The sequence below is a fragment of the Nocardiopsis sp. NPDC055879 genome (genome assembly GCF_053615935.1).
On record NZ_JBSHCT010000027.1, the window covers coordinates 1 to 26,154 of the forward strand.

25 protein-coding genes are annotated in these 26,154 nt (G+C 67.9%); 6 read left to right on the forward strand and 19 right to left on the reverse strand.

Going from position 1 to position 26,154, the window contains the following annotated elements; genetic code table 11:
* Positions 1–84: 84 nt before the first annotated feature.
* From ACWGKS_RS25330 to ACWGKS_RS25345, 4 genes are read right to left on the reverse strand one after another with little or no spacing between them, the layout of a single operon-like run.
* Positions 85–1,830, reverse strand: a complete 1,746-nt coding sequence (locus ACWGKS_RS25330; protein WP_452524262.1) for a hypothetical protein — start codon at positions 1,828–1,830, stop codon at positions 85–87.
* The gene (locus ACWGKS_RS25335) at positions 1,827–3,122 is read right to left on the reverse strand and encodes a coiled-coil domain-containing protein (protein ID WP_452524263.1); all 1,296 of its coding nucleotides are present in this window, start codon (positions 3,120–3,122) and stop codon (positions 1,827–1,829) included. Before ACWGKS_RS25335 ends, ACWGKS_RS25330 begins: the two co-directional genes overlap by 4 nt.
* Before the next feature lie 31 nt (positions 3,123–3,153).
* Positions 3,154–3,489, reverse strand: coding sequence for a DUF6507 family protein (locus ACWGKS_RS25340; RefSeq protein ID WP_067597520.1), 336 nt, complete (start codon positions 3,487–3,489; stop codon positions 3,154–3,156).
* The gene (locus tag ACWGKS_RS25345) at positions 3,486–3,677 is read right to left on the reverse strand and encodes a hypothetical protein (protein ID WP_452524265.1); all 192 of its coding nucleotides are present in this window, start codon (positions 3,675–3,677) and stop codon (positions 3,486–3,488) included. Before ACWGKS_RS25345 ends, ACWGKS_RS25340 begins: the two co-directional genes overlap by 4 nt.
* Before the next feature lie 264 nt (positions 3,678–3,941).
* Here ACWGKS_RS25345 and ACWGKS_RS25350 point away from each other — a divergent pair, with 264 nt between their 5' ends.
* A complete protein-coding gene (locus ACWGKS_RS25350) occupies positions 3,942–5,258 on the forward strand; it encodes a DUF6177 family protein (RefSeq protein WP_452456369.1) in 1,317 nt (438 codons plus the stop codon).
* A 112-nt stretch (positions 5,259–5,370) separates the two neighbouring features.
* On the forward strand, positions 5,371–6,639 hold the full coding sequence (locus tag ACWGKS_RS25355) for a hypothetical protein (protein ID WP_452456370.1): 1,269 nt from the start codon (positions 5,371–5,373) through the stop codon (positions 6,637–6,639).
* 63 nt (positions 6,640–6,702) lie between these two features.
* On the opposite strand, the gene ACWGKS_RS25360 is transcribed toward ACWGKS_RS25355, so the two are convergent.
* Positions 6,703–7,107: a DUF4229 domain-containing protein gene (locus ACWGKS_RS25360; protein WP_452456371.1), complete on the reverse strand. Its 405-nt coding sequence runs from the start codon at positions 7,105–7,107 to the stop codon at positions 6,703–6,705.
* 412 nt (positions 7,108–7,519) lie between these two features.
* Here ACWGKS_RS25360 and ACWGKS_RS25365 point away from each other — a divergent pair, with 412 nt between their 5' ends.
* Positions 7,520–7,720: a BldC family transcriptional regulator gene (locus ACWGKS_RS25365; protein WP_017603819.1), complete on the forward strand. Its 201-nt coding sequence runs from the start codon at positions 7,520–7,522 to the stop codon at positions 7,718–7,720.
* Between the two features lie 107 nt (positions 7,721–7,827).
* On the forward strand, positions 7,828–8,181 hold the full coding sequence (locus tag ACWGKS_RS25370) for a PLD nuclease N-terminal domain-containing protein (protein ID WP_358507717.1): 354 nt from the start codon (positions 7,828–7,830) through the stop codon (positions 8,179–8,181).
* A gap of 98 nt (positions 8,182–8,279) precedes the next feature.
* On the opposite strand, the gene ACWGKS_RS25375 is transcribed toward ACWGKS_RS25370, so the two are convergent.
* Entirely contained in the window at positions 8,280–9,611 is a 1,332-nt protein-coding gene (locus ACWGKS_RS25375) for a pectate lyase family protein (RefSeq protein ID WP_358507719.1), read from the reverse strand.
* A 228-nt stretch (positions 9,612–9,839) separates the two neighbouring features.
* Here ACWGKS_RS25375 and ACWGKS_RS25380 point away from each other — a divergent pair, with 228 nt between their 5' ends.
* Positions 9,840–10,835: a LacI family DNA-binding transcriptional regulator gene (locus ACWGKS_RS25380; RefSeq protein WP_358507721.1), complete on the forward strand. Its 996-nt coding sequence runs from the start codon at positions 9,840–9,842 to the stop codon at positions 10,833–10,835.
* Positions 10,836–10,922: 87 nt separating this feature from the next.
* On the opposite strand, the gene ccsB is transcribed toward ACWGKS_RS25380, so the two are convergent.
* From ccsB to ACWGKS_RS25440, 12 genes are all read right to left on the reverse strand, one after another.
* A complete protein-coding gene (gene ccsB, locus ACWGKS_RS25385) occupies positions 10,923–11,915 on the reverse strand; it encodes a c-type cytochrome biogenesis protein CcsB (protein ID WP_358507723.1) in 993 nt (330 codons plus the stop codon).
* Positions 11,912–13,411, reverse strand: coding sequence for a cytochrome c biogenesis protein ResB (resB, locus tag ACWGKS_RS25390; RefSeq protein ID WP_358507812.1), 1,500 nt, complete (start codon positions 13,409–13,411; stop codon positions 11,912–11,914). The genes ccsB and resB overlap by 4 nt, the downstream gene beginning before the upstream one ends.
* 112 nt (positions 13,412–13,523) lie before the next feature.
* A complete protein-coding gene (locus ACWGKS_RS25395; protein WP_452524270.1) occupies positions 13,524–14,324 on the reverse strand; it encodes a cytochrome c biogenesis CcdA family protein in 801 nt (266 codons plus the stop codon).
* Positions 14,324–15,079, reverse strand: a complete 756-nt coding sequence (locus ACWGKS_RS25400; protein WP_452524272.1) for a redoxin domain-containing protein — start codon at positions 15,077–15,079, stop codon at positions 14,324–14,326. The genes ACWGKS_RS25395 and ACWGKS_RS25400 overlap by 1 nt, the downstream gene beginning before the upstream one ends.
* Before the next feature lie 231 nt (positions 15,080–15,310).
* Positions 15,311–15,514, reverse strand: coding sequence for a helix-turn-helix domain-containing protein (locus ACWGKS_RS25405; RefSeq protein ID WP_013155995.1), 204 nt, complete (start codon positions 15,512–15,514; stop codon positions 15,311–15,313).
* A 257-nt stretch (positions 15,515–15,771) separates the two neighbouring features.
* Positions 15,772–16,569: a phosphatase gene (locus ACWGKS_RS25410; protein ID WP_358507729.1), complete on the reverse strand. Its 798-nt coding sequence runs from the start codon at positions 16,567–16,569 to the stop codon at positions 15,772–15,774.
* A 182-nt stretch (positions 16,570–16,751) separates the two neighbouring features.
* Complete coding sequence (locus ACWGKS_RS25415) at positions 16,752–17,912, reverse strand: acetoin utilization protein AcuC (protein WP_358507731.1); 1,161 nt, start codon at positions 17,910–17,912, stop codon at positions 16,752–16,754.
* A gap of 169 nt (positions 17,913–18,081) precedes the next feature.
* Positions 18,082–19,599, reverse strand: coding sequence for a DUF1109 domain-containing protein (locus tag ACWGKS_RS25420; RefSeq protein ID WP_358507733.1), 1,518 nt, complete (start codon positions 19,597–19,599; stop codon positions 18,082–18,084).
* Between the two features lie 620 nt (positions 19,600–20,219).
* Complete coding sequence (gene proC, locus ACWGKS_RS25425) at positions 20,220–21,014, reverse strand: pyrroline-5-carboxylate reductase (protein ID WP_452456372.1); 795 nt, start codon at positions 21,012–21,014, stop codon at positions 20,220–20,222.
* 109 nt (positions 21,015–21,123) lie between these two features.
* Positions 21,124–22,059, reverse strand: a complete 936-nt coding sequence (locus ACWGKS_RS25430) for a sugar phosphate isomerase/epimerase family protein (RefSeq protein ID WP_358507736.1) — start codon at positions 22,057–22,059, stop codon at positions 21,124–21,126.
* A gap of 167 nt (positions 22,060–22,226) precedes the next feature.
* Complete coding sequence (locus ACWGKS_RS25435; protein WP_358507738.1) at positions 22,227–22,823, reverse strand: C40 family peptidase; 597 nt, start codon at positions 22,821–22,823, stop codon at positions 22,227–22,229.
* A gap of 258 nt (positions 22,824–23,081) precedes the next feature.
* The gene (locus ACWGKS_RS25440; protein WP_358507740.1) at positions 23,082–23,990 is read right to left on the reverse strand and encodes an SGNH/GDSL hydrolase family protein; all 909 of its coding nucleotides are present in this window, start codon (positions 23,988–23,990) and stop codon (positions 23,082–23,084) included.
* 207 nt (positions 23,991–24,197) lie between these two features.
* Between ACWGKS_RS25440 and radA the strand changes: the two genes are divergently transcribed.
* Positions 24,198–25,634, forward strand: a complete 1,437-nt coding sequence (radA, locus tag ACWGKS_RS25445; RefSeq protein ID WP_358507742.1) for a DNA repair protein RadA — start codon at positions 24,198–24,200, stop codon at positions 25,632–25,634.
* A gap of 24 nt (positions 25,635–25,658) precedes the next feature.
* Here radA and ACWGKS_RS25450 read toward each other — a convergent pair whose 3' ends face one another.
* Positions 25,659–26,045: an SSI family serine proteinase inhibitor gene (locus ACWGKS_RS25450; RefSeq protein WP_358507743.1), complete on the reverse strand. Its 387-nt coding sequence runs from the start codon at positions 26,043–26,045 to the stop codon at positions 25,659–25,661.
* Between the last annotated feature and the right edge of the window lie 109 nt (positions 26,046–26,154).

Genomic DNA, 26,154 nt, shown 5'->3' on the forward strand with positions numbered 1-26,154 from the left:
CACCACGATGAGCCCGTCCAAGATCGGGATGATCGTGCAAGCCGCGTTGGCGCTGACCAATATCGAGAAGCAAACTCGCTGAGATCACCTCATTGGATTCCCTTTAAATAGTGCATAAGTCAACTGACCCTGCTCTGACTTTTCGGAAATATATTCAGCAAGAGATTCTTCGTCAATAAATGACCTCCCCCCGATTTTCTGCACTCCAGGGATCTTCGAACCCTCCCCAACGGGAATAAGAGAACCTTCACCACGCCTTAGCATTGCGTCAAGGGTTGAATCAACATAACCACTGGTCCCCTGCATGACATCGGCAGGTCTCCCACCCTTCGGGGCATGAATCCTTGTGCCCAAGGAAGTCGTCGTGCTGGCCTTGGCCTCGACGATGACGATGTCCCCGTCTTTGGTCTCATAGATCAGGTCGAACTGACTGTTTCCGTTTCCAGGAGCCCCGGACCCACGGCCCAAAAGGGTCGCACCTTCCAGGTCCGGTTTGACGACCTTCTCCTCCCCGATCACGTTGCCTTGATCATCCTTGACCTCCCGCATAACCTCATTGCCATGCTTGTCAAGCAGAGGACTTCCGTCGAATTCGTAGCGGGCGGCGATCTTCGCCGACTCCTCGCCAAAGGTTTCGGCCACCTTCGTCGATTTGTGATAAGCATCCACCTTGTCCTGGTGTGCCCTTTCGAGCAGGCCATGATTTTCTCCACCTTCTACATATTTCCCGTATTTTTTCTCCGCCGCCTTGAAGGTTTCGTTTTTTCTTACCGCATCATCGTACGTCTTCGCCTTCTGTTCCGCCAAAGCATCAAGGCTCCTGAAATCTTCGCGGAGTTTCTCCTTCCTGGCGAGTTCGTCACCTGTAAGCGGATTTCCATTTGAATCCTTGAGGAAGTCAGGGCTATTGATCCTGACCTTGGTCTTGTCCCCATAGTAGTCCGGTGAATCCGGCTGCTTGAGAGGTGTGCGCCAACCAGTATTCTCATCGATGTGGAGCTTGGGAAGCTGCCAATTCTCCAGCCCAATCTTAAGATCTTCTTTAACCCGATGACCGATCCGGTTGTAATATTTCTTCCGGAAATCCTCGTCGTGGTTGACCAGATGTTCCACATCCCGCAGGAAGGCTTCCTCCGCGGCCGGGTCCTTCTGGTCACCCCAGCGGTGTTTCTCGAACTCCGCCAGGGTCTTGGGGCCGGGTGGCCTGGGATCGTCCCCGGTTCCATTGGCGAAGGGATCATCGGGGCGACCACCGCCTCCATCACCCCCGCCACCGAAGTGAGCGGGACCTCCGCCGGAACCGAAAGCACCGCCCGTGCCGGTCCCCCCAGAGTGACCGCCGGAGTCGCGCTCCAGCAAAGCGGTACTTCCAGGGCTCTGTCCGTCTCGCGCCCGGGTTCCATCATGTCCACCATGTGGTTCGCCGGCGGTGGAATTCTGAGCCTGGAAACCGTCCTCTCCATTGCGGCGTCCGAGACCGTCGGGCCCGGGGATCTCCATCCCGCCGGGTCCGACCGTTGCCCGGTCCAAACTGCGTTTCAGCAGACGGGCACGCTTTTCCGCGTCCATCGCGCTGAACCGGTCGACCTCCTCGGACAGTTCACGAACCGATCGGTCCTCGGTTTCGTTCCGACGCCCCGTCGAGGCGGGCTCCTCCGAATGGCGGTCGTCGCGGGAGCCTTCGGATTCGTCGGAGCGCGTAGGTCTGCTACCCGAGCCATCTGCGTCGCCGTGGTTCGCGAACGGTGGCGTGGGCCGGTCCGGAACCGACTGTTCCGGTGTCGACCAACGGGTGGTGAGTTCGTTGAGCCGCACGGAGAGGTCGTTCAACCGACCGAGCACTCCCCGGACCCATCCGGATTCCGGCCACGGAAGACATCGGACAGGTCGAAACCCGGACGTGCGGCCAACCCTGGGCCGAGGTGGAGGGATGGAGTGAACTCGTCGAGGTCCAGTCGGAACGCCCCGGTCCCCACCCTGGCGAGCATGGTCGCACCTCGCACCGGCAGACCACCCACCAGCGTCAGCGCGAGGTTTCCTCCGGCAGTGGTGATCGTGTACATGGGACGGTCGTCCCACTCCCGCCACGGCACCAGGTCGTGGGCGACCTCCTTCCAGGACTCGCCCATGTTCTGCAGCCAGGCTTCCCCGGTGAAATCACCATCGTCGAGGACGGTGCCGGATCCGCCGTACAAGCCCGCGAGCGCCCCGTATCCCTTGAGGGTCTCCTTCAGGTGGTCCTTGGCGTTGTCGTAGACTTCGGAACCGTTCTGGGCCCAACCACTGTTCGCGTGCCACAGCCCGGTCGCCGACACGGCGTTGACACCGATGCCCCAGACCATGCCGCCGCCGAAGTTGTCCCAGCCGGCCATACCGGCGTCGACCGCCCAGTTCATGCCCTTGGGCTTGTCGCCGTTTTCCAGGTAGTCCCAGGTGAACTCATGGACCCGTTTCCAATCGGAGAACTTGCCGGGGTCGAAGTTCGGATCGGGGACGTCGTTCGGGTCGATCCCGTAGACGACCTCTCCGGTGTCGGGTTCGCCCTCACCGGCGGCCACGTAGGTGTTACCGGAGCCACTGATCGATGAAAGCCCGGTCGCGCAGTCGCGCTCGGCGTCCTGGTACTCACCCCATGCCTTGTTGACCGCGAGTTTGAGTTGCAGGTTACGGAGCGTGTTGATCGGGTTCTCGCTCCAGGCGTCCTCGGCCTGCATCTCCTCACGAAACTCCCAGGCCTCCTCCCGGAGCGAACCGAGCCTCTCCTTGGCGGTCTCGGCCGCGTCGGCGAAGGTCTCCAATTCGGATACCGCCGAGGCGATGTCGCCATCGATGTCGTCCCCCCGTTCGGAGACCCGTCCCATGGCGGAGAAGAGGGTGTCGCTGCCAGGCGCCGAGTAGTGGTTGGGGAGGGCACCCCAGGTGTCCTCGATGTCGTGGCCGCTGTCGCTGATCGACCCGGCCGCCGACCTCATCGTGCCGATCGCCTCCCGAAGGTTCTCCACGATCGTGGCGGGTCGGGGGATCAGCGGAGGATAGATGAGGGTGTTGGGATCGTGGTCGATCGCTTGTTGGTTGCGGGGATCGTCATCGTGTGAGGGCCTGAAGTCCTCGATGAGGGGCATGTGATTCGTCTGTCCTAGCGAGAGTGGGGGATCAAGCCGGGTCGTCGATTGTTCCCGCGGCGCTCTGGGCCTCCGCCGCCATCTCCATGTCGCCGACGAGGAAGGCGTCGACGGCTTCCGCGCATCCTTCGACCGCGGATCCGGCCCGACCGACCATTTCCTCGCACATCTCGCCGACGTGTTCGAGCAACGCGTAAAGCTCGGATCCGACGGGTCCGCTCATGGACGAGCCGGCGGCCTCGACAAGTGAGTTCGCGAGCGAGGTGAGGTGACCGTCGAGCGCTTCTCCACCGCCGTCACCGACCTGGTCGGCCACGTTGTGGAGAACCCCGCCCACGCCGGTGGGGTCGACATCCCACTCGCTCATAGGTCGCCCCCGCCGGAGAAGAGTTCGGGACGGAAGTTCTCCGGGGGTGGGGACTCGTCTATGGCGTGGTGGTCCACTCGCTCGTGCTCGTAGCGAACGATGTTGGAGTCCAGTCGTCGCAGGACGGAGTGCAATGAGCGGGCGACCGTGGTGACACGGCCTCCCAAGGAGCCCGCACGCCGGGCCATCACGGTCCTGACCTCACCACCGGGTGACGGGGGCGAGCCGTTTCGAGAGGTGACCCGTTCTCGGTCTCCTCCGGCCGGTCCAGGGGTGGAACCAGCTCGAACCTCACGGTCCTCGCACCTGCTTTCCGTGTTTTCAGGGCGTTTGCAAACTCTGTACATCACTTATATCGACAATTGGTGACAGAGTGGACGTAGAAGTCACATGCGCCGTTCATGTGACCTTCCCTACAGATCCCCCGACCAGGCAGAGCCGAAGGACCCTGGATGAGTTATGACGTGGTGGCGCTCGTAGCGGAGAATCCGGACCTGCGGACACTCACCCGAGCGTTGGAGGATGCCGGTGCCGACTTGAGGGTGGGAGCGTTGGCCGGCGGTGGTCTCCTCCAGTTGCGCGATTCCCACGGGGTGCTGTTGACGTTGGAGCCCGGCCAGGCGGTCGAGGCTCCCGGAGAGGTGGAGAGGCTGCTCGGTCCTGACCTCGGGTCAGGGCTACCCGGGCGCTTCTGGTGGGTCGAGCTCCGGGCCCGTCCGGACGATGCCGGACGCGAGGTGGCGCACCGGGTCGCGGACCGACTGGCGCTGCGGCTGGGTGGGGCCGTATGGACTTCGGGACCTGCCGACTTCGGGGTCTGGGAAGAGACCCCGCACCCGACGGTGGAGCACTCGGCGAGCCGGGCCGTCGTAGTAGCGCAGGATCGCGAGGTCGTCCCCTACTCCTCCTGGATCGCCGACGCCTTGACCGTCCACGCGTCCCGGGGTGACGGCTTCCAACTACTGACCCCGACACACACCCGCCTGACCTACTCGCTGCGCACCCTGATGACCCTGCCCCTGGCTCGCTGGGTCGTGCGCGACGAGGCCGGTGGCCACTACGACGGCATTTCCGGGCTACCACTGCGCTGGGACCCCGAACACGGCCACGTGCCCGTACGGCGGGTGGGGGACATCGCGCCGGCCGAGGGGTTCCTGGACGACTCCCCGACCGGTCGGCAGCTCGTCCTCGAAGCCACCCTGCGGTTTCCAAAGTCGGATTTCACTCCGGGCAGGTCGGTCGAACTGATGGCGGAGCGATTGCGGGGATCCCTTCCGGTCGCGTGGGGACAGTACGAACCAGCACTGACCCCCTGGGACGGGGAACGTTTGGCACGCCTGGTCCGGCATCGGGCACCACGCACCACGTTGGTGCGTTTCCGGGGGAACGGATTCTGTGGGGACCTGCGGGTGAGCCACGACTCGGGGAGTGTGCGGGAGGAGGTCTCCTTGGTGTTGGGGTGCGAAAGCGCGGACGCGTTCCCCTACGACCACGTACCTTCGGCCGCGGCCTCGCTGGCGGAGGGCTTGGAGGTGCTACACGTGAGGCGGATGCGAGGGCGCACCGACTGCACCTACGCGCCGCGCTGGTACGGCCTGGCCGAACCGGTGGGATTCGCCGTGGGTTCGGGTCGGGCCGAAGCGGCCGAGGAACTCTCGGGGCGACTGAAGGGCGCCCGGGTGGGCGACGCCGTCTGGTTCGCCGCGCCGAAGGACGCCACTCGGGAACAGGCACTGCGGCTGATGGCGGCGCGCATTCGCCGGCTGTGACCGGGTGGGGGCACGGACCGCACAGAAGCTTAATCACCAGACGTAGTCATTCGACTACTTCATGCAAGAATGGGGGCACCGCAGCCGTTCCCCCGCCCAAGGAGAGAAACCCGTGAAATCGGCCCGATCGTTCGCCGCCCTGACCATGGGCTCGCTGCTCCTGCTTCCACTCGGTGTCGCGACCACCGCCCCGGCCGCCGCCGCACCCCACGAGGGCGTGGTCGGCGAAAGCCCCGTGGACTGGACGCCGCACGTGTTGAACGGCTCGGTGAAGGACATCCTTCGGATCGGCGACATCGTCGTGGTCGCCGGTGAGTTCGACCGGGTCTCCGACTCCAACGGCGATGGCACACACGATCGGCGCAACCTGTTCGCCTTCCGTCATGGCAGCGGGGAGATCCTGGGGGACTTCACCCCCTCTGTGGACGGGACCGTCACCTCCCTGGCGGAGGGGCCGGACGGGACGGTGATCCTCGGCGGACACTTCAATCAGGTCAACGGGAAGGACAGCCGGGGCGTGGCCCGGATCGACACCACCGCCGGCGACACCGTCGACGGGTTCGACGCCGCGGTGGGCGACGGGAACGTGTACCGACTCGCCTCCGACGGCACCGACGTCTACCTCGGCGGCAACTTCTCCACCGTGAACGGGGAGAGCCGCACCGGGCTGGCCCGTGTCGACTCCACAGACGGGACCGTGGACGCCGGCTTCACCCCGACCATCGCCGAGCAGCGGCGCGGAAGCCTGCGCGTGCAGGAGTTGGCCTTGAGTCCCGACGGGCGGCGTCTGGCCATCAACGGGACCTTCACCGAGGTGGACGGCGAGGACCGCTACCAGATCGCCATGATCGACACCGGATCCGGCGGCCTCACCCCATGGTCGACCTCGGTCTACGAGGCGCCCTGCGACTACGAACGCATGCACACCTACATGCGGCAGATGGACTTCTCCCCCGACGGTTCCTACTTCGCCGTGGTGACCGCGGGCGGCCCACGGGTCAAGCCGGGGTTGTGCAAGTCCATCGCCCGGTTCGAGAACGACTCCACCGCGAACGCCGAACCCACCTGGACCAACCTGACCGGCGGGGACTCCATCTACTCGGTCGAGGTCACGTCCAGCGCGGTCTACGTGGGCGGCCACCAGCGCTGGATGGACAACGAGGAGGGCGCCCTCAACCCGGGCCCCGGTTCCGTGGAGCGCGAGGGGATCGCGGCGGTGGACCCGATCTCCGGGCGCGCGCTGGAGTGGAACCCGGGCCGGGCGCGCGGCCACGGGGCCGAGGCCCTGCACGCGACCTCCGACGGGCTGTACGTGGGCAGCGACACCGAGCGGCTGGGGGGCGCCCGCCACGCCCGTCTGGGCATGTTCCCGGCCTCCTGAGGCCGGATTCCGCACCGGGGTGGTGGCCGCGTGGCGCGGCGGCCACCCCGTCGTCGTCGGGGGCTACTTGACGGGTTTGTCCGCCTTGGGCTCGACCTCGGACCCGGTGTCGGCTTCGGCAACGGTGTCGGTGGCGCTCTCGTCGGCGGTCCTCGCGTCGGAGTCGGCGCTCTCGGCGGCCTTCTCCTCCTGCGCCCGCAGGACCTCGTCCTGGATCTCGTCCTCACGGGCGGCTCCGCCGACCAGACGCCCCCCGACCGACTCCTCCTTGCGTTTGTCCGACCATTCGGTGACGGAGGAAGACATCTGATCGCGCCACTTGGACAACAGAACATAGGAGGCCAGACCACTGATCACCCACGCCAGGACCAGCGCGACCCAGGACCTCGCACCGAACAGGTAGACGACTCCGAAGGCGCCCGCGAAGAGCGCCACCCGGGCGGCGGTATAGGTCAACCAGCTACGCATCGAAAAAGCCTCACAACAGACGATTACCTGCACTAGATTGGTCAGCACACCCATCCACGTACGTTCACGTGCGTGTACGGCCGAGCCGGACGAGCGCGGCAGAAGGGGTGTTGTCCCGGTCAGACGGCCCTCACCCCAGGTTAAGGGCCTGCTGCGGGCATCGTGCACCAGGTCCGGGTGTGTTCCGTCGCCACTGGAACGGGGCACCCAAGGCATCGGATACGGGTATTCGTGGGATGTTTCCAATCCCGACAGTGGGGACCGAACATCACGTTCCGATCACATATCCCCCAGCTATCCCCCGATCGCCGTAAATTCTCCGAAAACTAGGGAGGAAACGGTCCAACTCGTGCACACTAGGGGATCAAACGCCCGCCGCCCCCTCACTCAAGGCGGGCATGATTGGGGGAATGTGAAGGTGGAACGAGCAAGCGAACGCCTGTTGACCCCCGGGGAAGTGGCCTCACTCTTCCGGGTTGATCCCAAGACCGTGACCCGCTGGGCCGCATCCGGGCGGATCAGCAGCATCCGCACTCCTGGCGGGCACCGCCGTTTCCGGGAGTCCGAGGTACGGGCACTCCTCCTCGGGGAACCCAGCGAGACCACCCCCTGACCTAAGACAGAGCAACGTCCTCGACGGCCCCGGGCACCCGCTCCGCGGGGTCTCCGGCAGCCCTGGGCCGGGCCACGGGGAGTGGACAGCGAGAGTAGGCTGGAACCATGGTGTGGCTCGGTGGCCTGATCACGCTCGTATCGATCGTTCTATGGGTGTACGCGTTCTTCGACGCGTTGACCACCCCTGCCCAGGAGGCTCGGAACCTACCGAAGATCCTGTGGTTGGTCGTCATCGGACTGTTCGTACCCGTGGGATGGATCCTCTGGTTCTTCCTCGGCCGGCCACGCAAGACCGCTCCTGTGCCGGGTGACGCGCCCTCTCCGGCCCAGGACGTGTCCGCGGATGACCTTGACCCGTCCGACTTCTCCAAACCCTCCGGCAGCCCGCACCCGCTCGGACCCGATGACGATCCGGAGTTCCTCCGTCGACTGAACCGACGGATCGACCCTGAGGACTAGTCGTCCCGAGTGGTACCGCCGCTCGAACCAACGTTGGGGGCCGCGCCCGAGGAAATCGGGTGCGGCCCCCAACGCGTTTCAGGGAGCGGGTGAGGACCTCACAGGAGTCCGGCCCCGACCTCCCGCGCGAGCCCGCGGATCGCGTGCACCGGTTCGACCTCGGCCGTGAACTGCGGCACCCAGGTGAGTCCGGTGCCCAGCGGCGCGTTCGGGTAGAGCACGTTGTGTTCGGCGACCAGGTCCACCGGGGTGAGACGACCGCCGCCCTGCGACATCGTCACGTTCCCGTGCTCCACGATGTCGGTGCCGCCCCAGTTGCGGAGCAGTTCCCCGGCCCCGATCCCGTCGTGCAGGTCGAAGACGTTGTTCTCCGCGTACAGGTGCGACTCCAGGCCGACTCCCAGGCTGTAGCCGAAGTGCTCCGGATCCCGGACGGTGTAGAGATTGTTGTGGACGTGCACCTGCCCGAACCGCACTCGGGGCGCCCGCTCCCCCAGCCCGTCGAAGTGGTTGTGCCGATAGGTCACCCGCAGATACCCGCGGTCGGTGGTCCGGCCGTCGCTGTTGCCCAACAGCATCGCCTTGTCCCTGCCGTCGAAGTGGTTGCGGGACACCGTCACCAGGTCGGTCTCCCGGACGATGTCGAGCAGTCCGTCGTGTACTTCGTACTTGCGGCCGAAGTACTCGGGGAGTTCGGTGCCGGGGTTGTCGCCGTCGTCGAAGGTGTTGTGGTCCACCCACACGTTGGTGGCGCCGGAGACCTCCACCTGGTCGTACTCTGAGTTCCAGTTGCCGGTCTCGCCATCGGTGGGGTCCCAGCCGGGGAAGCAGTCGTGCGCGTCGGAGAAGGTCAGGTCGCGCAGGATGACGTTGTCGACGTCGTGGACGCGCAGGTTCGTCCCGGAGAGGACGGCGTCGTCGCCCGCGCCCACGATGGTGGTGTTGGATCCGACCTCGACGCGGATCCGTTCCGCCTGCACCGCGGCGGAGGCCAGGCGGGCCTCTTCCAGGGGACCCTCGGGGTCGTCCCGACCCCAGACCTCTGGATCGTAGGCCTCCAGGTACTCCTCCATCGTGTATCCGTCGACCGCGTAGTCCTCGCACTTGAGCGGGGCACCGTTCGAGTCGGTGTTGGCGTCGATGTGCCCCTCGACGTAGACGATCTTGGGGGTGTCGTCGTCCTTGCCGCCGACCGCGTCGCGGAACTCCTCGAAGGTGGAGACCACGTGGACGTCCTCGGGGGCGGCCGACGAGCCGCCGGTCGTTCCGTGTCCGGCCGACCCCCAACCGTCGCCCTCATGGAGGGCCTCACGACCGATGCCGCGGGGGTCGACGTCGGGTTCGGCGCTCGCCGGAGCGGCGGCGACGAGAGTGGTCGTGGCCAGGACGGCCGCCAAGGTCAGGGACGGAATCGGGGGTGGCTTGCGCATCGGCGCTCCTCCGGGGGATGACGGGTCGGGACCCGTGTACAAACGTTTGCATGAACGTCCCCGATACACGTGACCCCCGTCAACCCTCCTCCATCGAGTTGTTGCGGGAAAATGCTGGAAAGCCGGGCCTTCGATGGGTCACGATGACAAAAGCGGCAAGGCCCGAAGGGTGCTCTTGGAGCAAACGCTTGCCGTCCCCAAGATCGAACAGCGGAACGGAGTCCACGGGTGGCCGTCACCATCAAGGACGTCGCCAGGGTGAGCGGGGTCCACGTCTCCACGGTCTCGCGGGCCTTCTCCGCGACGCACCTGGTCAACGCCGACACACGCGCGCGCGTCCTCGCCGCGGCCGAGGAACTCGGCTACCGCCCCAACCGGGCGGCGCGGGCGCTGTCCACCAGTAGGACCGGCAACCTCGGGCTCATCGTCGCCGACATCGCCAACCCCTTCTTCCCGCCCCTGATCAAGGCGGCCCAGGCCCAGGCCCGAGCCCGCGACTACCACGTGTTCATCGCCGACACCGACGAGCAGGCCCGGGTGGAGGAGGAACTCATCCGGTCCATGGCCAAGCAGGTGGACGGCGCCGTGCTGGTCGCACCACGTCTGACCAACCGGGCCATAGCGGAGCTGGCGCAGGAGATCCCGCTGGTCGTGGTGAACCGACGGCTGCGCGGGGTGTCCGGGGTCCTGATGGACGTCGGAACCGGCGCCCGCCGGGCCATGGAACACCTCATCGAACTCGGCCACCGGGAGATCGCCGTGGTGGGCGGGCCCTCACGCGCCTGGACCAGCGGGGAGATCGAGAGCGCCACCGAGCACATCGCGCGGGACCACGGGATCCTGATCCAACGCGTGGGCCCCAACCCACCGACCGAAGAGGGCGGCCGCGCCGTGGCCGACGAGGTCGTGGCCGGTAACGCCACCGCGGTCCTGGCCCACAACGACCTGCTCGCCTTCGGTCTCGTTCGGCGGGCCACCGAACTCGGCCTCGACGTTCCGGGCGACCTCAGTGTGATCGGCGTGGACAACAGTCACGTGGCCCGGTACTCCAGCCCCGCCCTGACCACGGTGGCCATGCCGGTCGCCGAGGCCGGGCACGGGGCCGTCGACCTCCTCCTGCGCTCGGTGGACGCGGCCGGATCCACCGGCACGGTCACCCTGGAGACCTCACTGATCGTCCGCGGGTCGACCGCGCCTCCGGGGATCGGCGAGGACCCTCGCTGACGCCTCGACCCTCGACCAAGAGGCCGAGGGGCGACCCGATCCCTCGGGCCGCCCCTCGCAGGAGTCGCGTTCGCTCTCCGCCGCCGATCAGGCGTAGGAGTGCAGACCGCTGAACATGTAGTTCACCGCGAAGAAGTTGAACATCACGGTCGCGAAACCGAGCACGTTGATCCAGGTGGCCTTGGGTCCGCGCCAACCGCCGGTGACCCGCGCGTGCAGGTAGGCCGCGTAGATGACCCAGGAGATGAACGACCAGACCTCCTTGGGGTCCCAGCCCCAGAAGCGGCCCCAGGCCTCGTCCGCCCAGATCGACCCGGCGATGACGCCGAAGGTCCACAGCGGGAAGGCGAACAGGATGAACCGGTGGGAGATGCGGTCCAGCAGCTCCGGGCTGGGCAGCCGTCCGGCGATACCGGCGACCTTCTCCCCCAGCGCCCTCTTGCCCTCGGCCCGGTGCGCGACCAGGTAGGTGATACCGGCGACACCGGACACCATGAACGCGCCGCCCGCGATGATCACCGCCGTCACGTGGATCGGCACCCAGTAGGACTGCAGCGCCGGGATCAGCGGACCCGGGTCGACGTACAGCCAGCGCACACCGATGCCGAGCAGGAGCAGCACCGGAACGAGCACGAAGGCGCCCAGGAAGCGGGCCTGGTAGCGCCAGGAGGCGAACAGCAGCGCGCCGACGGCGACCAGGCACATCGCCACGACGAACTCGAACATGTTGCCCCACGGCCAGCGGCCGGCGGCGATGCCACGGGTGATGATCTGGGCGAGGCTGAACAGGAAGCCCAGCGCGGTCACTCCGAGGGCGATGCGGCCGAGCACGCTCTGGGAGGCCTGGGCCTCTCCCTCGCTGGTTCGGACGTTGACCTCGATGTCGCTGTCGCCGCCCTCGACGGCTCCGGCGCCGACCGGCATGAGGCGACCGGCCTTGAGCTTGGTACGACGGCCGTACGCGGCCTCGATCGCGAACATGAAGAGCGCGGCGGCGTAGGTCACGATCATCGCGATGATGAGCGTGTCACTGGCCGACGCCATGCTCTCGTTCACCGGTGCGGCGAGTGTGTTCGTCACCGGTCACTCCCTCGTGTGGTCGACTCTTCGGTTGGGCTGGTGGGGTCGTCGGTGGACTCGCTCCGGAGCCGTCCGGCGAGCCGTGTGGTGATCTCGTGGAACTCGGCGTTGTTGCCGGCCACCTCGGTCTTGCCGAGTCCGGCCAGCTCCACCCGGGTCCGTCCGTCCTCGCCCTCGGTGGCCCGCACCCAGACCCGGCGGGGGCGTACGAACAGGGTGACGATCAGGCCCACGACGGCCAGGGTCGCGGCGGTGAGCGCCGGCACCCGTGCCCCGTCCCGGTTGCTCTGCAGGGTGGCGTACTCCTGGACACCGGTGAAGGTGACCGATCCGGCCTCGTCGGGAAGCTCCCAGGTGTCGCCGACCGCCATCACGGGGGACTCACCGAGCCCCTCCATGTTCTGGGTCTGGATCTGGTAGACCGACTGCGGGTCGACCATGCCGAGGTCGCCTCGGTAGGCGTCCAGTGTCACCTTGGGGTTCTCCGCGCCGGGGAAGGTGGACACCAGTTCCCCTTCGGCGTCCTCGTCGGCGGTGGGCAGGAAGACACCCACGAAGCCGAGTTCCTCGCCTCCGGTGTCGGGCACCTTGACGACACCGTCGGAGGCATAGGTCATGGTCTCGCGGTGCAGGAACGGGACCGCCTGGTCGAAGACCAGGTCGCCCTCGGCGTTGCGGACCTCGAACCGCGGCGCGTAGCCGTGGCCGAGCAGGTACACCTGCACGCCGTCGACGCTCAGCGGGTGGTTGACCTCCAGCCGGTGGGTCTTCTCCTCCCCGCCGGGTTCCTCGGTGTAGGTGACGTCGGCGACATAGGCCTCCGCCTGACCGCGCAGGTCACCGTCCTGGATGAAGGTGGCCTCGAAGTCGTCCAGGTGCATGGTGAACGGAGCGAACTCGTCGGTGTCGGTCCAGTGCCCCGGGTAGATGGCGTCGTAGGAGGGCAGCGTGTTGGCGAACCCGTCGCCCTCCACGATGAGCATGTTGCCGCGGTAGCCGAAGAAGGAACCGGCGGCCAGCGCCAAGAGCAACCCGAGCAGGGCCAGGTGGAACAGCACGTTCCCGGCCTCGCGCAGGTAGCCGGTCTCCGCGGACAACGAGTCGCCGTAGCGCTCGGTCCGGTACCCCTTGAGAACCTTGCGCGCCTGTTCCAGGGCGGTGTCGGGGGTGGCGTCGGTGCTGAACCGTGCCACGTACGGCATGCGGCCCAGGTTGCGCGGCGTGGCCACCGGCCTGGCCCGCACGGCCTTGGCGTGGACCATGGCGCGCGGAATGACGCACCCGGCCAGCGACACGAAGAGCAACAGGTAGATGGCCCCGTACCAGGGCGAGGAGAACACGTCGAAGAGGTAGAACCGGTCGAGCCAGGGGGCCAGCTCCGGGTTCTCCTGGAAGTAGGAGGCGACCTCGTCGACGCTCACCACGTTCTGCGGCAGGATCGATCCGGGGATCGCCCCCAGCGCCAGCAGGAACAACAGGATCAACGCGGTGCGCATAGAAGTGAGCGTGCGCCAGATCCAGCGCGCCCAACCCAGGACGCCCAGGCCCTTGGCGGCGCGCGGCTTCTCCTCGGGGTTCGTCGGTGTGTCGGTCTTGGTCGTGGTCAAGTCAGATCACCGTCTGGAAGTTCGCGGCCCATCCCTGCATGGCGATGGTCATCTCGGTCCACAACCCCGTCACCATGGCCAGGCCGACCAGGACGAGCATGACCCCGCCGACCATCGTGACCGTGCGGGTGTGCCTCTTGAGTCGGTCGAAGGAGTTGAGCGCGCGCCGGTAGAGCAGCGAGGCCAGGATGAAGGGCAGCCCCAGGCCGACGCAGTAGATCAGGGACAGGAGCATGCCGCGGCCGGCACCGCCCTCGACGAAGGCGAGGGTCTGCACGGCGGCCAGGGTCGGCCCGATGCAGGGGGTCCAACCCAACCCGAACAGGACCCCGAGCAGGGGCGCGCCCGCCAGACCGGCCCGGGGCAGACGGTGGAACCGGAACTCGCGGCCCATCCCCGGCATGAAACCCATGAAGGCCAGACCGAGCACGATCGTGAGCGCGCCGAGCACCCGGGTTATGGGGTCGGTGTAGGCCATGAACAGGTCGCCGAGCCAGCCGATGAACCCGCCCACGGCGATGAACACCAGGCTGAACCCGACGATGAACAGGACGCTTCCGGTGACCATCGTCCAGCGCCGGGAGGCGAGTTCGGTGTCGATGTCGGTGACGGTTCCGCCGTCTCCCGCCGCCTCTTGGCGTTCCCGCACGTGCGAGCCGCTCATCCCGGACACGTAGGAGAGGTATCCGGGTACCAGGGGCAGGACACACGGGGAGAGGAAGGAGACCAGCCCCGCGGCCAGGGCCAGCGGAGCGGCGAGCAGGAGCGAACCGGACAGGATCGTGGTGCCGATGGGATCCATCAGCCATCGTCCTCGGCGGAGCCCTCGGCGTCCGCCTCGTCGCCGTCCTCCGTGCCGTCGGTGGCCTCGGCGCTCTCCGCGTCCTCGGCCCCGTCGTCACCGCTCTCCTCCTCGGCGACCCGAGGACGTTCCTCGGGGTCGCCCAGGTCGAACTCGACGACCAGCGGGTCGAGGAGTTCGGTGAGCTGCCCATAGGTGGTGGGGCCGATGACGCGGGCTGCGATGTCGCCGTTCGGGTCCAGGATCAGGGTGCTCGGGATGGCGCGCGGCGGGACCGTCTCCCGAAACGCCTGTGGGATCTCTCCCGGCTGGTCGTGCAGGCTCGGGTAGGCCACGCCCTTGTTCTCGGTGTAGGCCCGCGCGGCGGTCTCGTTGTCCTTGATGTTCACGCCGAGGAAGTCCACACCGAGGCCCTCGTACTCGGTGTGCACCTCGTCGAGCACCGGTTGTTCGGCACGGCAGGGACCGCACCAGCTGGCCCACACGTTGAGGACGAGGATCTGCCCCTCGTAGTCCGAGAGGGCGAGGTCGTCGCCCTCGAAGGTGTTTCCCTCGACGTCGGGCGCGGGTTCGCGTTCGCCGGTCTCGAAGACGGTGGCGCTGCCGTCACCGGAGATGAAGCGGTCCTCTTCGCCACCGCTCTCGATCTCGGTTCCCCCGGCGCAGCCGGACAAAGCGAGGACGGCGGCCAAAACGGCGGCCGACAGGCGCGGCACGGCGCGACCGGGTCGCGTACCCGTACTGGTACTGGGCATCCAGGCAACCTCGCGAACGGGGTGTGATCAGGGCGGACTACAACAACGACAAAGTGTAGTAGATGCCCTGCCATGCCCTTCGTCGCCCCGGGGCAAGAGCCGTTCGGCCCGTTCCCGGAGCGACCGCCGACGAGGGAAGGTCACCGTGGGGGACGGCGCCGGGGGGCGCGCCGTCCCTCAGGTGGTGGACCGGGTGTCGAGCGTGTCCGCCCCACACCCGGATCCCACCGATCAACCGGCCTCGACGAAAGCCTCGCGGAGGTAGTCGTGCACGGCACGTTCGGGGACCCGGTAGGACCGCCCCACACGGATTGCGGGGAGAACTCCCGAGTGCACCATTCGGTAAACGGTCATCTTGGATACGCGCATGATCGTGGCGACCTCCGCCACGGTCAAGAACCTGACCTCTTCGAGAGGCGGCTTGCTCCCGTTCATCTTGCGACGCCCTCATTCCCGGACGTGATCAATTGTCTACCCTTCAGCCCTGGCACACCGGACGTTGGTCGGACGACCCCGGAAACCGTGTTCGTCCCACCGACACGCCGGCGTGTCATGCTGTCACTACTGACACGTCCGTTTTCAGAGTAGAGCCGAGTTCCCGTCTAGGGAAGGTCGTTCGCGCCCGCTTCCGGGTTATACGTTGAGCACGGGTCGGATGAGGTTTAACGGTGGGTATAAATGGCCCACCCTGCTCAGAGGAACCCGGCTCGGCGGAGAACGTAATCCCGGAGAGGGGCGTAGTCCTCGGTCAGATAACCGTCGTCCAAAGGCACCGTGACCAGTAGCTTTCCCTCGTGTTCGGCGAGGAAGAGGGCCGGGTCGTTGCAGTCGGCGAAGCCCACCGTCGGGACCCCCATCTCCCCCGCGGCCCCGGCGAATCCATGATCGGCGATGACCAACTGCGGCCATGCCTCACCGCGGCCTCCGAGCTCGTTCAGGATCGCCCGCATGGCGAACGGATGGTGGCTGTGCCGGGGTAGTCGGCCGTCGGTCACCATGGCGACGTCGTCCCGCCAGACCACGATCCTTCGGTTGGGCGGGCGTTCCGTGGTCACCTCGTAGGAGTACCCGCCGGCCGCGGTGAGCACGGTGCAGCCGCGCTCGACCAGGGCGTCCTTCCACGCGGCGTAGGTCTCCCGGAGGTTGCGGGGGTGACCGGTGGCGAACATGACGCGTTCACGGCGTTCCGCGGCCAACGCCAACCGGTCGGCGAGGGCCTCCAGCGCGTCGATGGTCCGGTCCGGGTCGATCGTGTCGATCCCCCACACGTACTCCTCGTCGTCCACCACACCGCACCGCTTGCTCAGCAGTGAGAGGACCTCGCTGAAGGTCCAGTCGTGCGAGAAGGTCAGGCCGAACTGGTGATAGGGGTCCTTCTGGACGAGCCGTCGATAATGGCGCAGGTTGTTCTGCCGTGGGGTGTCGACATGCCCCGCGATCCCCGTGCGAACCAGATAGGTGATGAGTTCGGCGCGTGTCGGCGGCGTCACCTGCGTTCCCCTTCCTTTCCTGAGCGGCGATCGCGGTGACACGTCGGGCGGCCACCGAGGCGCCGACTCGCGTTCGCCCGGTATTCATCCCCTTCCTACCCGCCACGGGCCGGCCACTCCGCGAACACGCGGATTTCAACCATCGTGTGACCCGACGATCCGATCGAGTGGGATCGGAAGGTTCAGAGAGTGGGGTCGATACCGTGGCTGGGGAAGATCGCGGTGCGGGTGGCGTGGATGGCCCGGTCGATGGGGTCGCCCGGGTCGTAGCCGTTCTCGAAGGGTGTGAAGGTGACCTCGCGCCCGTCCGTCATGTACAGCGGCGCGAGTTCGCCGGTGCGCTCACGTACGAAGTCGCGCCACTTCTGCGGGGTCTCGCGGTCGGGGTCGATGGGGGCACCGGCCGCTTCGCCGAGCAGGTGACTCCAGGCCCTGGGCACGACGTGGACCAGGCCGTACCCGCCACCGCCGAACATCAGCCAACGACCGCCCGCGGTCTTGCGGGCCAGCTTGTGCAGTTCCTGGTAGGCGCGACGCTGCCCGTCCACGCTGAGCGTGAGGTTGGCCAGGGGGTCCAGCGCGTGGGTGTCGCACCCCTGCTGGGTCACCAGGATCTCCGGCTGGAACTCGTGCAGCAGCGGTGGGACGACCGCGTCGAAGGCGCGGTGCCAGCCGGTGTCGCCGGTGCCCGCGGGCAAGGCGACGTTCACGGCGTAGCCCTCCGCGTCCGGACCACCCGTCTCAGAGGCCTGGCCGGTGCCGGGGAACAGAGTCACCGGGGATTCGTGCAGGCTGATGGTGAGCACGCGCGGGTCGTTGTAGAAGGCCTTCTGGACGCCGTCGCCGTGGTGGACGTCCACGTCCACGTAAGCGATCCGCTTGGCCCCCTGCTCCAACAGCCAGGCGATGGCCAACGCGGGGTCGTTGTAGACGCAAAAGCCCCAGGCGTGTCCGCGCATGGCGTGGTGCAGGCCGCCCGCGATGTTCGCGGCGTGCGCGCTCTTTCCCGTCCACACCGACTCGGCGGCGGCCACCGAGGCGCCGGAGATCAGCGCGGCCGCGTCGTGCATGTCGGGGAAGACGGGATTGTCGACGGTGCCGAGCAGGTGTGTGTCGTCGGGTTGGAGGGTCTTGCCCGCCCGCTTGACCGCCTTGATGTAGGCGGGGTCGTGCACCAGGGAGAGCAGTTCGTCGGAGGCCGGCTCCACGTCGATCAGGTCCACGCCCGGCCCGTCGAAGACGCCGAGTTCACGACTGAGCGCCATGGTCAGTTCGACCCGGATCGGCGCCATCGGGTGCTGCGCCCCGAAGTCGTAGGTGGTGAGTCCTTCGTCCCATGCCACCCGAAGCGAGCAGGACGTGTGCCCTCCCATATGGTGACCCCCGTTCCAGGTGTACGTGCTCCGAAGCACACAGTACGCAAACCGGGTCCACCTCAGAACCTCGGGGCCCGCACGATGGTGACTCGTGCGGGCCCCGTTCGGTTTCCTCGTGGTCGTGAAACGCTCGGGATCACTCCATGTAGAAGCAGTCCGCGTACGTCTCCCCGGCCTTCATGTCGATGGTGTTGTGCAGGGGGCGGCTGGTGAAGCCGTCGACTGATCCGATGACGATCCGGTACTCGCCCGGGTCCAGCGTCAGGTCCATCGCGTTGGAGTCGCTGAGGCAGGAGGTGTCGGTGGGCGCGGAGGACGTGTCACAGCTGTCGCAGGGCTCGATGATGACCTCACCGTGCACCGCGTCAGGTCCGACGTAGAGGAAACGCATGTCCTCGTCGGTGTGGTTGACGTACTGGACCTCGACCTTGTCACCACCACCGGTCTCCCAGGCGGTGCCGTCCAGGTCGCTCTCTCCGACGATGACCGCGAGGTCCATCTGCTGCTCGATGCGGCCGGCGCCGACGTGCCGCTCCAGGTCCTCGACCTCGTCGGCCTCGTGCTCGGGGTAGTCGGCGGCGAGGAACTCGACCTGCTCCTCCGCCTCGTCGAAGTTCCCCTCGTCGATCTGGTCCCAACCACACTGAAGGGCGGCGTTGGGACGCTCCTCCTCGATGCGGTCGGCGATCTCGGGCGCGGAGTCCCAGTTCAGACCGTCGAACATGCCGATCTGACCGAAGGCCCCACACCAGCTCTCTTCGGCGTAGTCGCCGGTCGCCAGGTCGTACAGGTCGACCAGGGCCGCGGGCACCTCTCCCGCGGCGGGGGTGTCCGAGAAGTCCTCGGCCACGAAGGTGTAGGTCTCCTGGGCCTGACGGAAGGCCTCCTCGACCTCCGAGGTCACCTCTCCGCTGTACAGCTCGTCGGCCTCCGTCGCGAGCTGGGAGGCGTAGTCCAGGTGAACCTCGGCGACGCTGCCGTCGGTGTCCTCCCACTGGGCGGACCCATGCGCGAAGTACTCGCTGTAGGACTCCAGGGCGTGGTCGTAGGCCTCGTTCTCCACGTCGGCCTGGGCGCGACGCAGCAGCTCACAGGCCTCCACGCCAGAACGTGCCCGGTTCATCAGGCTCGGGGACATGGAGAGTTGGAACCCGGCCTCGACCCCGTTGTAGGCGTCGATCGCGGCGTCGCAGTCACCACGCGCGTGAGCCGCGTCGGCCACCCGCAGGCGCCACTCACCGGCCTGCCACACCCCGACCAGCGAGGCGGCCATCACCAGCACCAGGCAGGCCGCCAGGATCATCGGCATGGGCTTGGCGGAGGGTTGTTGTCCCACGCCCATGAGCCGTCGGTCGTGCGAGCGGCCGGCGAACAGGCCGTGCACGACGGTGATCAAGATCCAGAAGAGCAGCGAGGGAACCCACACGAGCAGGTTGTCGGCCGCGCCGAGGATCGCCGCGGTGACCAGGAGTGCGAGCGTGACACCTACGTTGATCCCGAAGAACAGCCAACTGCGCAGGTAGAAGTAGCCCGCGCCGACCCCGGACAGGTTGAGCAGCGCGGCGCGCAGGCCCGACTTGGACTTGAACAGGCCGAGCGGGGGCAGGGGCGGCGGGCCGGGAGGACCACCATAGGGACCGGGGGGCGGCGGCATGCCCGGGCCTCCGGGGCCGCCGGGTCCACCGGGACCGCCCGGGGGCAGACCGCCGGCGCCCATCCCGCCAGGGGGCATTCCTCCGGGAGGCGGCGGACCACCCGGCGGCATTCCGCCCGGGGGCGGACCCATGGGGCCGCCCCCGGGCGGCCGTCCCGCGCTCGGAGGTCCGAAGTTCGGCTGTCCACCGCTCGGGGGGCCGAGCGGCGGCCGACCACCGGAGGGGGCTCCCCCCTGGGGTGGTGGTCCACCGGGTGGTGGTCCACCCGATGGCGGGCCGGCCGGTGGCGAGCCCGCCGCGGGCCGCCCTCCCGTGTTCGGCCCGGGAGGGGTCTGGCCGCCGGAGGGGTTCCCAGGGACCTGGGGGCCACTCGGAGCTCCGGGCGGGGGCGTGTTCGGCCCGGGCTGTCCGGGCTGGTGGGAAGGGTCCGATGGCGGTTGAGAGTTGGTCATGGGGCCCCGGAATCTGTGGAGGAGGTACTGGGAGTGCGTGGGGTGGAAGGAGGCGGGGTTCCACCCGCTCTGCCCGACTTTATGCATCCCATACGACGCCACTTCCAGCGCCCCTCGATCACGAACCGTTACGGATTTTTATGTGATTTACGCCACATACCCTGCGGTCAGTGCCCGGAGAGAGCCCTGCTCCGGTCCCTCGCGGCCTCGATCGCGTCGGTGAACGCGGTCCGCACACCGTGCCGTTCCAACTCGCGCAGGGCGGCGGCGGTGGTCCCACCCGGTGAGGTGACCGCTTCGCGCAGGACCACCGGGTGTTCCCCCGAGCCGTCGAGCATGGCGGCGGATCCGGTGATCGTCTGGCCGACCAACCGCTGTGCCGTGGCGCGCGGCATACCCATCGCCACTCCGGCCTCGATCATGGTCTCGGCGATGAAGTAGAAGTAGGCCGGCCCGCTCCCGGAGATCGCGGTCACGGTGTCCATGTGCTGCTCACCGACCCGGATCACCTCGCCGACCGTGCTCAACAACTCCTCGGCCCGGTCCAGGTGTTCGGTCCGCGTGTGCGCTCCGCCGGAGACGGCGGTCATCCCCTTCCCCATGAGGGCCGGGGTGTTGGGCATGGCCCGGACCACGGGGACACCGGAGGGCAGATGGCTCTCCAACACGGCGGTGGTCAGCCCCGCCGCGACCGAGATGACCAGTCGCTCCTCGGACAGGTGCGCGGAGACCTCGTCCAGCAGGGCGAGCATGTCCTGGGGCTTGAGGGCCAGGAGCAGGGTGCCGGCGCGCTTGACGGCGTCGACGGCCGGCACGGTCTCGACCCCGTAGCGCGCGCGAAGCTCCGCGGCGTGCTCCTCGCGCGGTTCGGTGACCAGGACGTCCCCTGGGGAACGGTCCTTGGCCAACAGCCCGGCGAGCAGTGCCTCGCCCATCTTGCCTGCACCGATGATCGCGATCATGAAGGGGTCCTCTCTGCGGATCCCTCCACGCTAACCGTCCCGCCGGGCCGAGGTGGACCACACGTCCCAACCCGTGGACAACCTCTCCGGGGCGGTGGCGACGGGTGCCTCAGTCCGGGTCGACGGTGCCCTCGTCGTCGACGGCCCCGCCCTCGTCCACGGCGAAGCGTCGCGGCGGCGCCTGGGGGCGGCGGCGCAGCAGCGCGATCCGCTCACGACGGCCCAGCGCGGGTTCGGGCTCGCGTGGTCCGGCGAAGTGCAGTCGGGTGAAGGCCAGCGCCTCGGCCAACTCGCGCATCCGGGTCTGCCGATCGGGGGCCTTGCGGGTGCTCACCTCCAGGACGAGCTGACCTTCGTACCGGTTGCCCGCCAGATGTTCGAGGAGTTCGGCCACGGGCTGGCTCCCCCGCCCGGGGATGAGGTGCTCGTCCAGGTTCTGGCCGCCCAGACCGTCGGCGACGTGCACGTGGGAGAGGCGATCGCCCAACCGCTTGGCCATGTCCATCGCGTCGGAACCGGACATGGCGGTGTGCGACAGGTCGAGGGTCACGTCGGCGTAGTCGCGGTCGAGCGGGTTCCAGCTCGGGGCGTAGGGGACGACCTCTCGGTCGCGCACCCGGACCGGGTACATGTTCTCCACCGCGAAGACCACGTCGGTCTCGTCCTGCATGCGGGAGACGCCGATCTCGAAGTCCTTGGCGTATTCTCGCTGCCAGCGGAAGGCCGGGTGGACCACGATCGCCTTGGCCCCGAGGGCCTCGGCCATCTCCTTGGAACGGACGAGCTTGCCCCAGGGATCCTTGCCCCACACCCGTTGGGTGAGGACGAGGCAGGGCGAATGGACTGCGGTGACGGGCATCTGGTGGTAGTCCGAGAGGCGCCGGAGGAGTTCGATGTCCTGGCTGGCCGGGTCGGAGGAGACGAGCACCTCCACACCGTCGTACCCCAGCTTCGCCGCGATCTCGAAGGCGGCCGGGGTCTTCTCCGGGTAGACCGACGCCGTCGATAGGACCACGGGCGCGTCTGGGACCTGGATAGGGCTCACAGGTTCCAGGGTATGCGCTTTCGGCGTCCTTGGGGCGACCGGGTACGCCAACGCGGCGTGGCGAGGGACCTTCGTCCCGACCGTTCCGGCGCACTCCCGTGAAAGGGGCCGACGGCCGTGGCCCCTGTGGGCGACGACCGTCGGGAAGAGTGACGGGGCCGGAGCGGCTACAGCCGCACACCTCCGGCGAGGTTGTAGCGCGTCACCGCGCGCTCTCCGACCTTGCCGCCGGAACTCGGGGCGTCGATCATGCGGCCGCCTCCGAGGTAGATGGCGACGTGGTAGGCGTAACCGCCCGAGTCGGTCCAGTAAAGGAGATCACCGCGCTCGGCGTTGGCGTAGGAGACACGGGTTCCGGAGGCGACCTGGTCGTGGGCGATGCGGGGCAGGCTCACACCCGCCTTCCCGAAGGCGTGCTGTACGAGCCCGGAGCAGTCGAAGGAGCCGGGGCCGGTGCCGCCCCAGCCGTAGGGTTTGCCCGTCTGGGCCTCCGCGGCGCCGATGGCCTTCTCGATGGCGGACGAGGTGAGTGCCTGGTGGACACGTTCCGGTCCGCTCTGCTGCGCGGCGGCGACCGGAGCGGTCGGCTGATGGGGCTGGGAGAGCGCCGGTGCGGTCCCGGTGGCCAGGGCCGCCGCGGCGAGCGCGGCGACGACGAGTGCCCGCTTTCCCCGACGGTGCGCCCCGACGGTGACGGCCTGCTGTTCCGGGTCCGTGATGGAACGGCAGGCCCGCGTTTGCTCGTGGTGTCGCGGTAGGCACATGTGGTGACCCTCCTCGATCGACCGGGGCGGACCACGCCGCTGTGACGTGGATCTCCCACCACCGGCCCATCACCATTGGTCACATATTGATTACGTTAAGTCACTCTCCGTGATTCAGGCGATCCCCAAGAACGGTAAAGACTGCTTGACCCCGGCGGACATTTCGGTCGGAGAAGTACCAACCGAACACCATCCACCGGGGTCATCACCGGGGACCAAGGGTCATTGGAACCCAGGGCGCGTTCCGTGGACGCCGCCCTAGGGGGCCGGGACCCCGAGGGCGTCACGGACGAAGTCGGTCGTCGCCTGCATGCCCAGGTTGTTCGGGTGGACCGGAGCACCGTCCTCGGGGATCAGCCCCTCGACCCAGCGGGTGTCCGACCCCTGGCAGACGTCGTGACCCCGCTCGAAGGTGTCCACGAAGACCGCGCCGTGGGCCGCGGACTCCTCGGCGATCATCGTGTTGAGCGCGGTCTGCGCCTCGTCCAGGAACGGGACGTCACCACGGGCGATCGGCGTGCTCGGCCAGCAGCCGCCGCTCTCCGGCATGATCTGGAGGTACCCGACGGCGAGCACGGTCGCGTTCGGGCTGCGCTCGGCGATGTCGGCGTAGACCTGGGACACCTCGCCTCGCATCCCCTCGATCCGGTCGTCCAGCTCGGTGCCGTAGTGGTCGGCGCAGGGGCTGCCCACCGGGTTGCTCAGGCTCTGCTTGGCACACTCCACGAGCATCTCGGAGAAGCCGAAGTCGTTGCCGGCGATCCCGACCGTGACCAGGTCGGTCTCGGGGCGAAGGGCGTCGAGCTGCGGTTCGGTGTCGTCGAACTGCTTCTCGTACAGGTGGCTCATCACCGCGCCGGAACAGCTGACGTCGGTGATCTCCTCGATCCCCAGCTCCTCGGCGAGGCGCTTGGGGTAGTTGACGGACGACTGCATGCAGCCCAGCAACGGCATCTGCGCACTCACCATGGGGCCGGCGGTGAAGGAGTCACCGATGGCCACGTAGTGCGAGTAGGCGGCGGTCTCGGCGTCGTCGGCCGCGGCGGGCGCCGATGCCATCGTGACGCCCAGTGCCGCGATGGCGACGGGGGCGACGATCCGGGCCAGACGGCGCCGGAGCCCGGTACGGGAGCGGTGGGGGGTGGGGGATTCGTGTGAGCGGGACACGAGGGACTTCCTCTCGAAGGAGCGGGGGACAGGAATTGTCAGATACCGCCGGGGAGTGACTCCCCACACATTCTCTAACATGATTTACCGGATTCATGACCTAACTCGTAGGTAACTTTCATGTGTCTCCCTCGGAATTCCGGTGGCCGCGGAGCACCTGTGGACGACGCTCCACGCATGTCACCGGCACCCGTTAGCGTGGCGACCATGGCAAAAGCAGTGAAGACCTCGTTCCGGTGCGTCGAGTGCGGCTGGAGCACCCTCAAATGGGTCGGGCGCTGCGGTGAGTGCCAGGCCTGGGGCACCGTCGAGGAGGCCGGGGCGCCCGCCCCCAGCGCCGTCGCGCCCGCCCCCGTCACCGCCAGGGCCCGCCCCATCACCGAGATCAGCGTGGAGACCGCCGAGGCGATCCCCACCGGCGTGGACGAACTCGACCGCGTCCTGGGCGGCGGCGCCGTCCCCGGCGGGGTGGTGCTGCTGGCCGGTGAACCCGGTGTGGGCAAGTCGACCCTGCTCCTGGAGGTCGCCGCGATGCGCGCCGCCGACGCTCCGGTCCTGTACATCACCGGCGAGGAGTCGGCCGGGCAGGTACGGCTGCGCGCCGAACGCCTGGGCGCCCTCTCCGAGCGGCTGTACCTGGCCGCGGAGACCTCGGTGGCGACCCTGGCCGCCCACGTGGACGCGGTCGCGCCGAAGCTGCTCATCGTCGACTCCGTGCAGACCATGGTCTCCCCCGAGGCGTCCGGCGTCCCCGGCGGTGTCACCCAGATCCGCCAGGTCTCCGGCGCCCTCATCCAGATCGCCAAGGAACGCAACATCGCCACCGTGCTGGTCGGCCACGTCACCAAGGACGGTTCCATCGCCGGCCCCCGGATGTTGGAGCACCTGGTCGACGTCGTCCTGCACTTCGAGGGCGAACGCCACTCCCAGTTGCGACTGCTGCGCGCGGTCAAGAACCGCTACGGCCCCACCGACGAGATCGGCGTGTTCGAGCTGAGCGACAAGGGCATCGAGGGCCTGCCCGACCCCAGCGGGCTGTTCCTCTCCGATCGCACCGATCCGGCCCCGGGCACCTGCGTCACCGTCACCCTGGAGGGGCGGCGCCCCCTCATCACCGAGGTACAAGCGCTGGTCGCGCCCTCACCGCTGCCGGCTCCGCGCCGCGCCACCTCCGGCCTGGACACCTCACGGGTGAACATGATCCTGGCCGTGTTGGAGAAGCGTTCGGGCATGAAGCTCGCCAACCTGGACGTCTACGCCTCCACCGTGGGCGGTGTGAAACTGACCGAACCCGCCGTCGACCTGGCGCTGGCCATCGCCGCCGGCGGCTCCCACAACGACATCGCCCTGCCCAAGGGGTTCGTGGCCATCGGCGAGGTCGGGCTGGCCGGGGACGTACGTTCCGTCCAGGGGGTACGCCGCCGGGTGGCCGAGGCGCAGCGCCTCGGTTTCACCCAGGCGGTCGTACCGAAGGGCTTCGGCGACCCCATCCCCGGCATCCGCGTTCACGAGGCCGAGGAACTGAAGGACGCCCTGAAGTGGATCGCCAAAAGCCGCCGCAAGAAGGGCGCCCCGGACAGGCCGAAGGACACCAAGAAGCAGGCGCGTCCGAAGCTCACCATCGCCGAGGAACCCCCGTTCTGACGGGCCGGGGCGCCACGTCCGCGATCAGAAGGCGAAGACCGCGCCCTTGGCCTGGCTCAGGAGGCATTCGTTTCCGAAGGTCTCCTCGTAGCGCTCTCCCCCACCGTCGGCGACCACGGTCACCGGTCGGTGGATCATGGTGCAGGCTCCACCGGTTCCGGTCTCGACGTCGGAGACCCGCCCGCCGGCCTCCCCGATGAGGTCACAGGCCGCCTCGGCCTCCGGGTGCGTCCCTCCGGCCGGTCCGCACTCCAGGACCACCGAACGGATCGGTGTGGTCCCGGTGGTCTCGGCCCCACCCGGCGACGCGGGAGAGAGGCGGAGTTCGTAGCTCGTGGCCTCGGCCTGCGCGGGCGAGGCCAGGGAGAGGGCGAGGGCGGTGGCTGCGACGAGCCCCAGGGCTGTCCTCATGGTTTCACTCCAACGACGACGAGATCAGGTCACCACGAATCGTAGTGACCTGATGACGAAGAGTCCTGGTGTTCGTGAAAACCGGTGTGCCGACTTCGTGCCCCGGGCG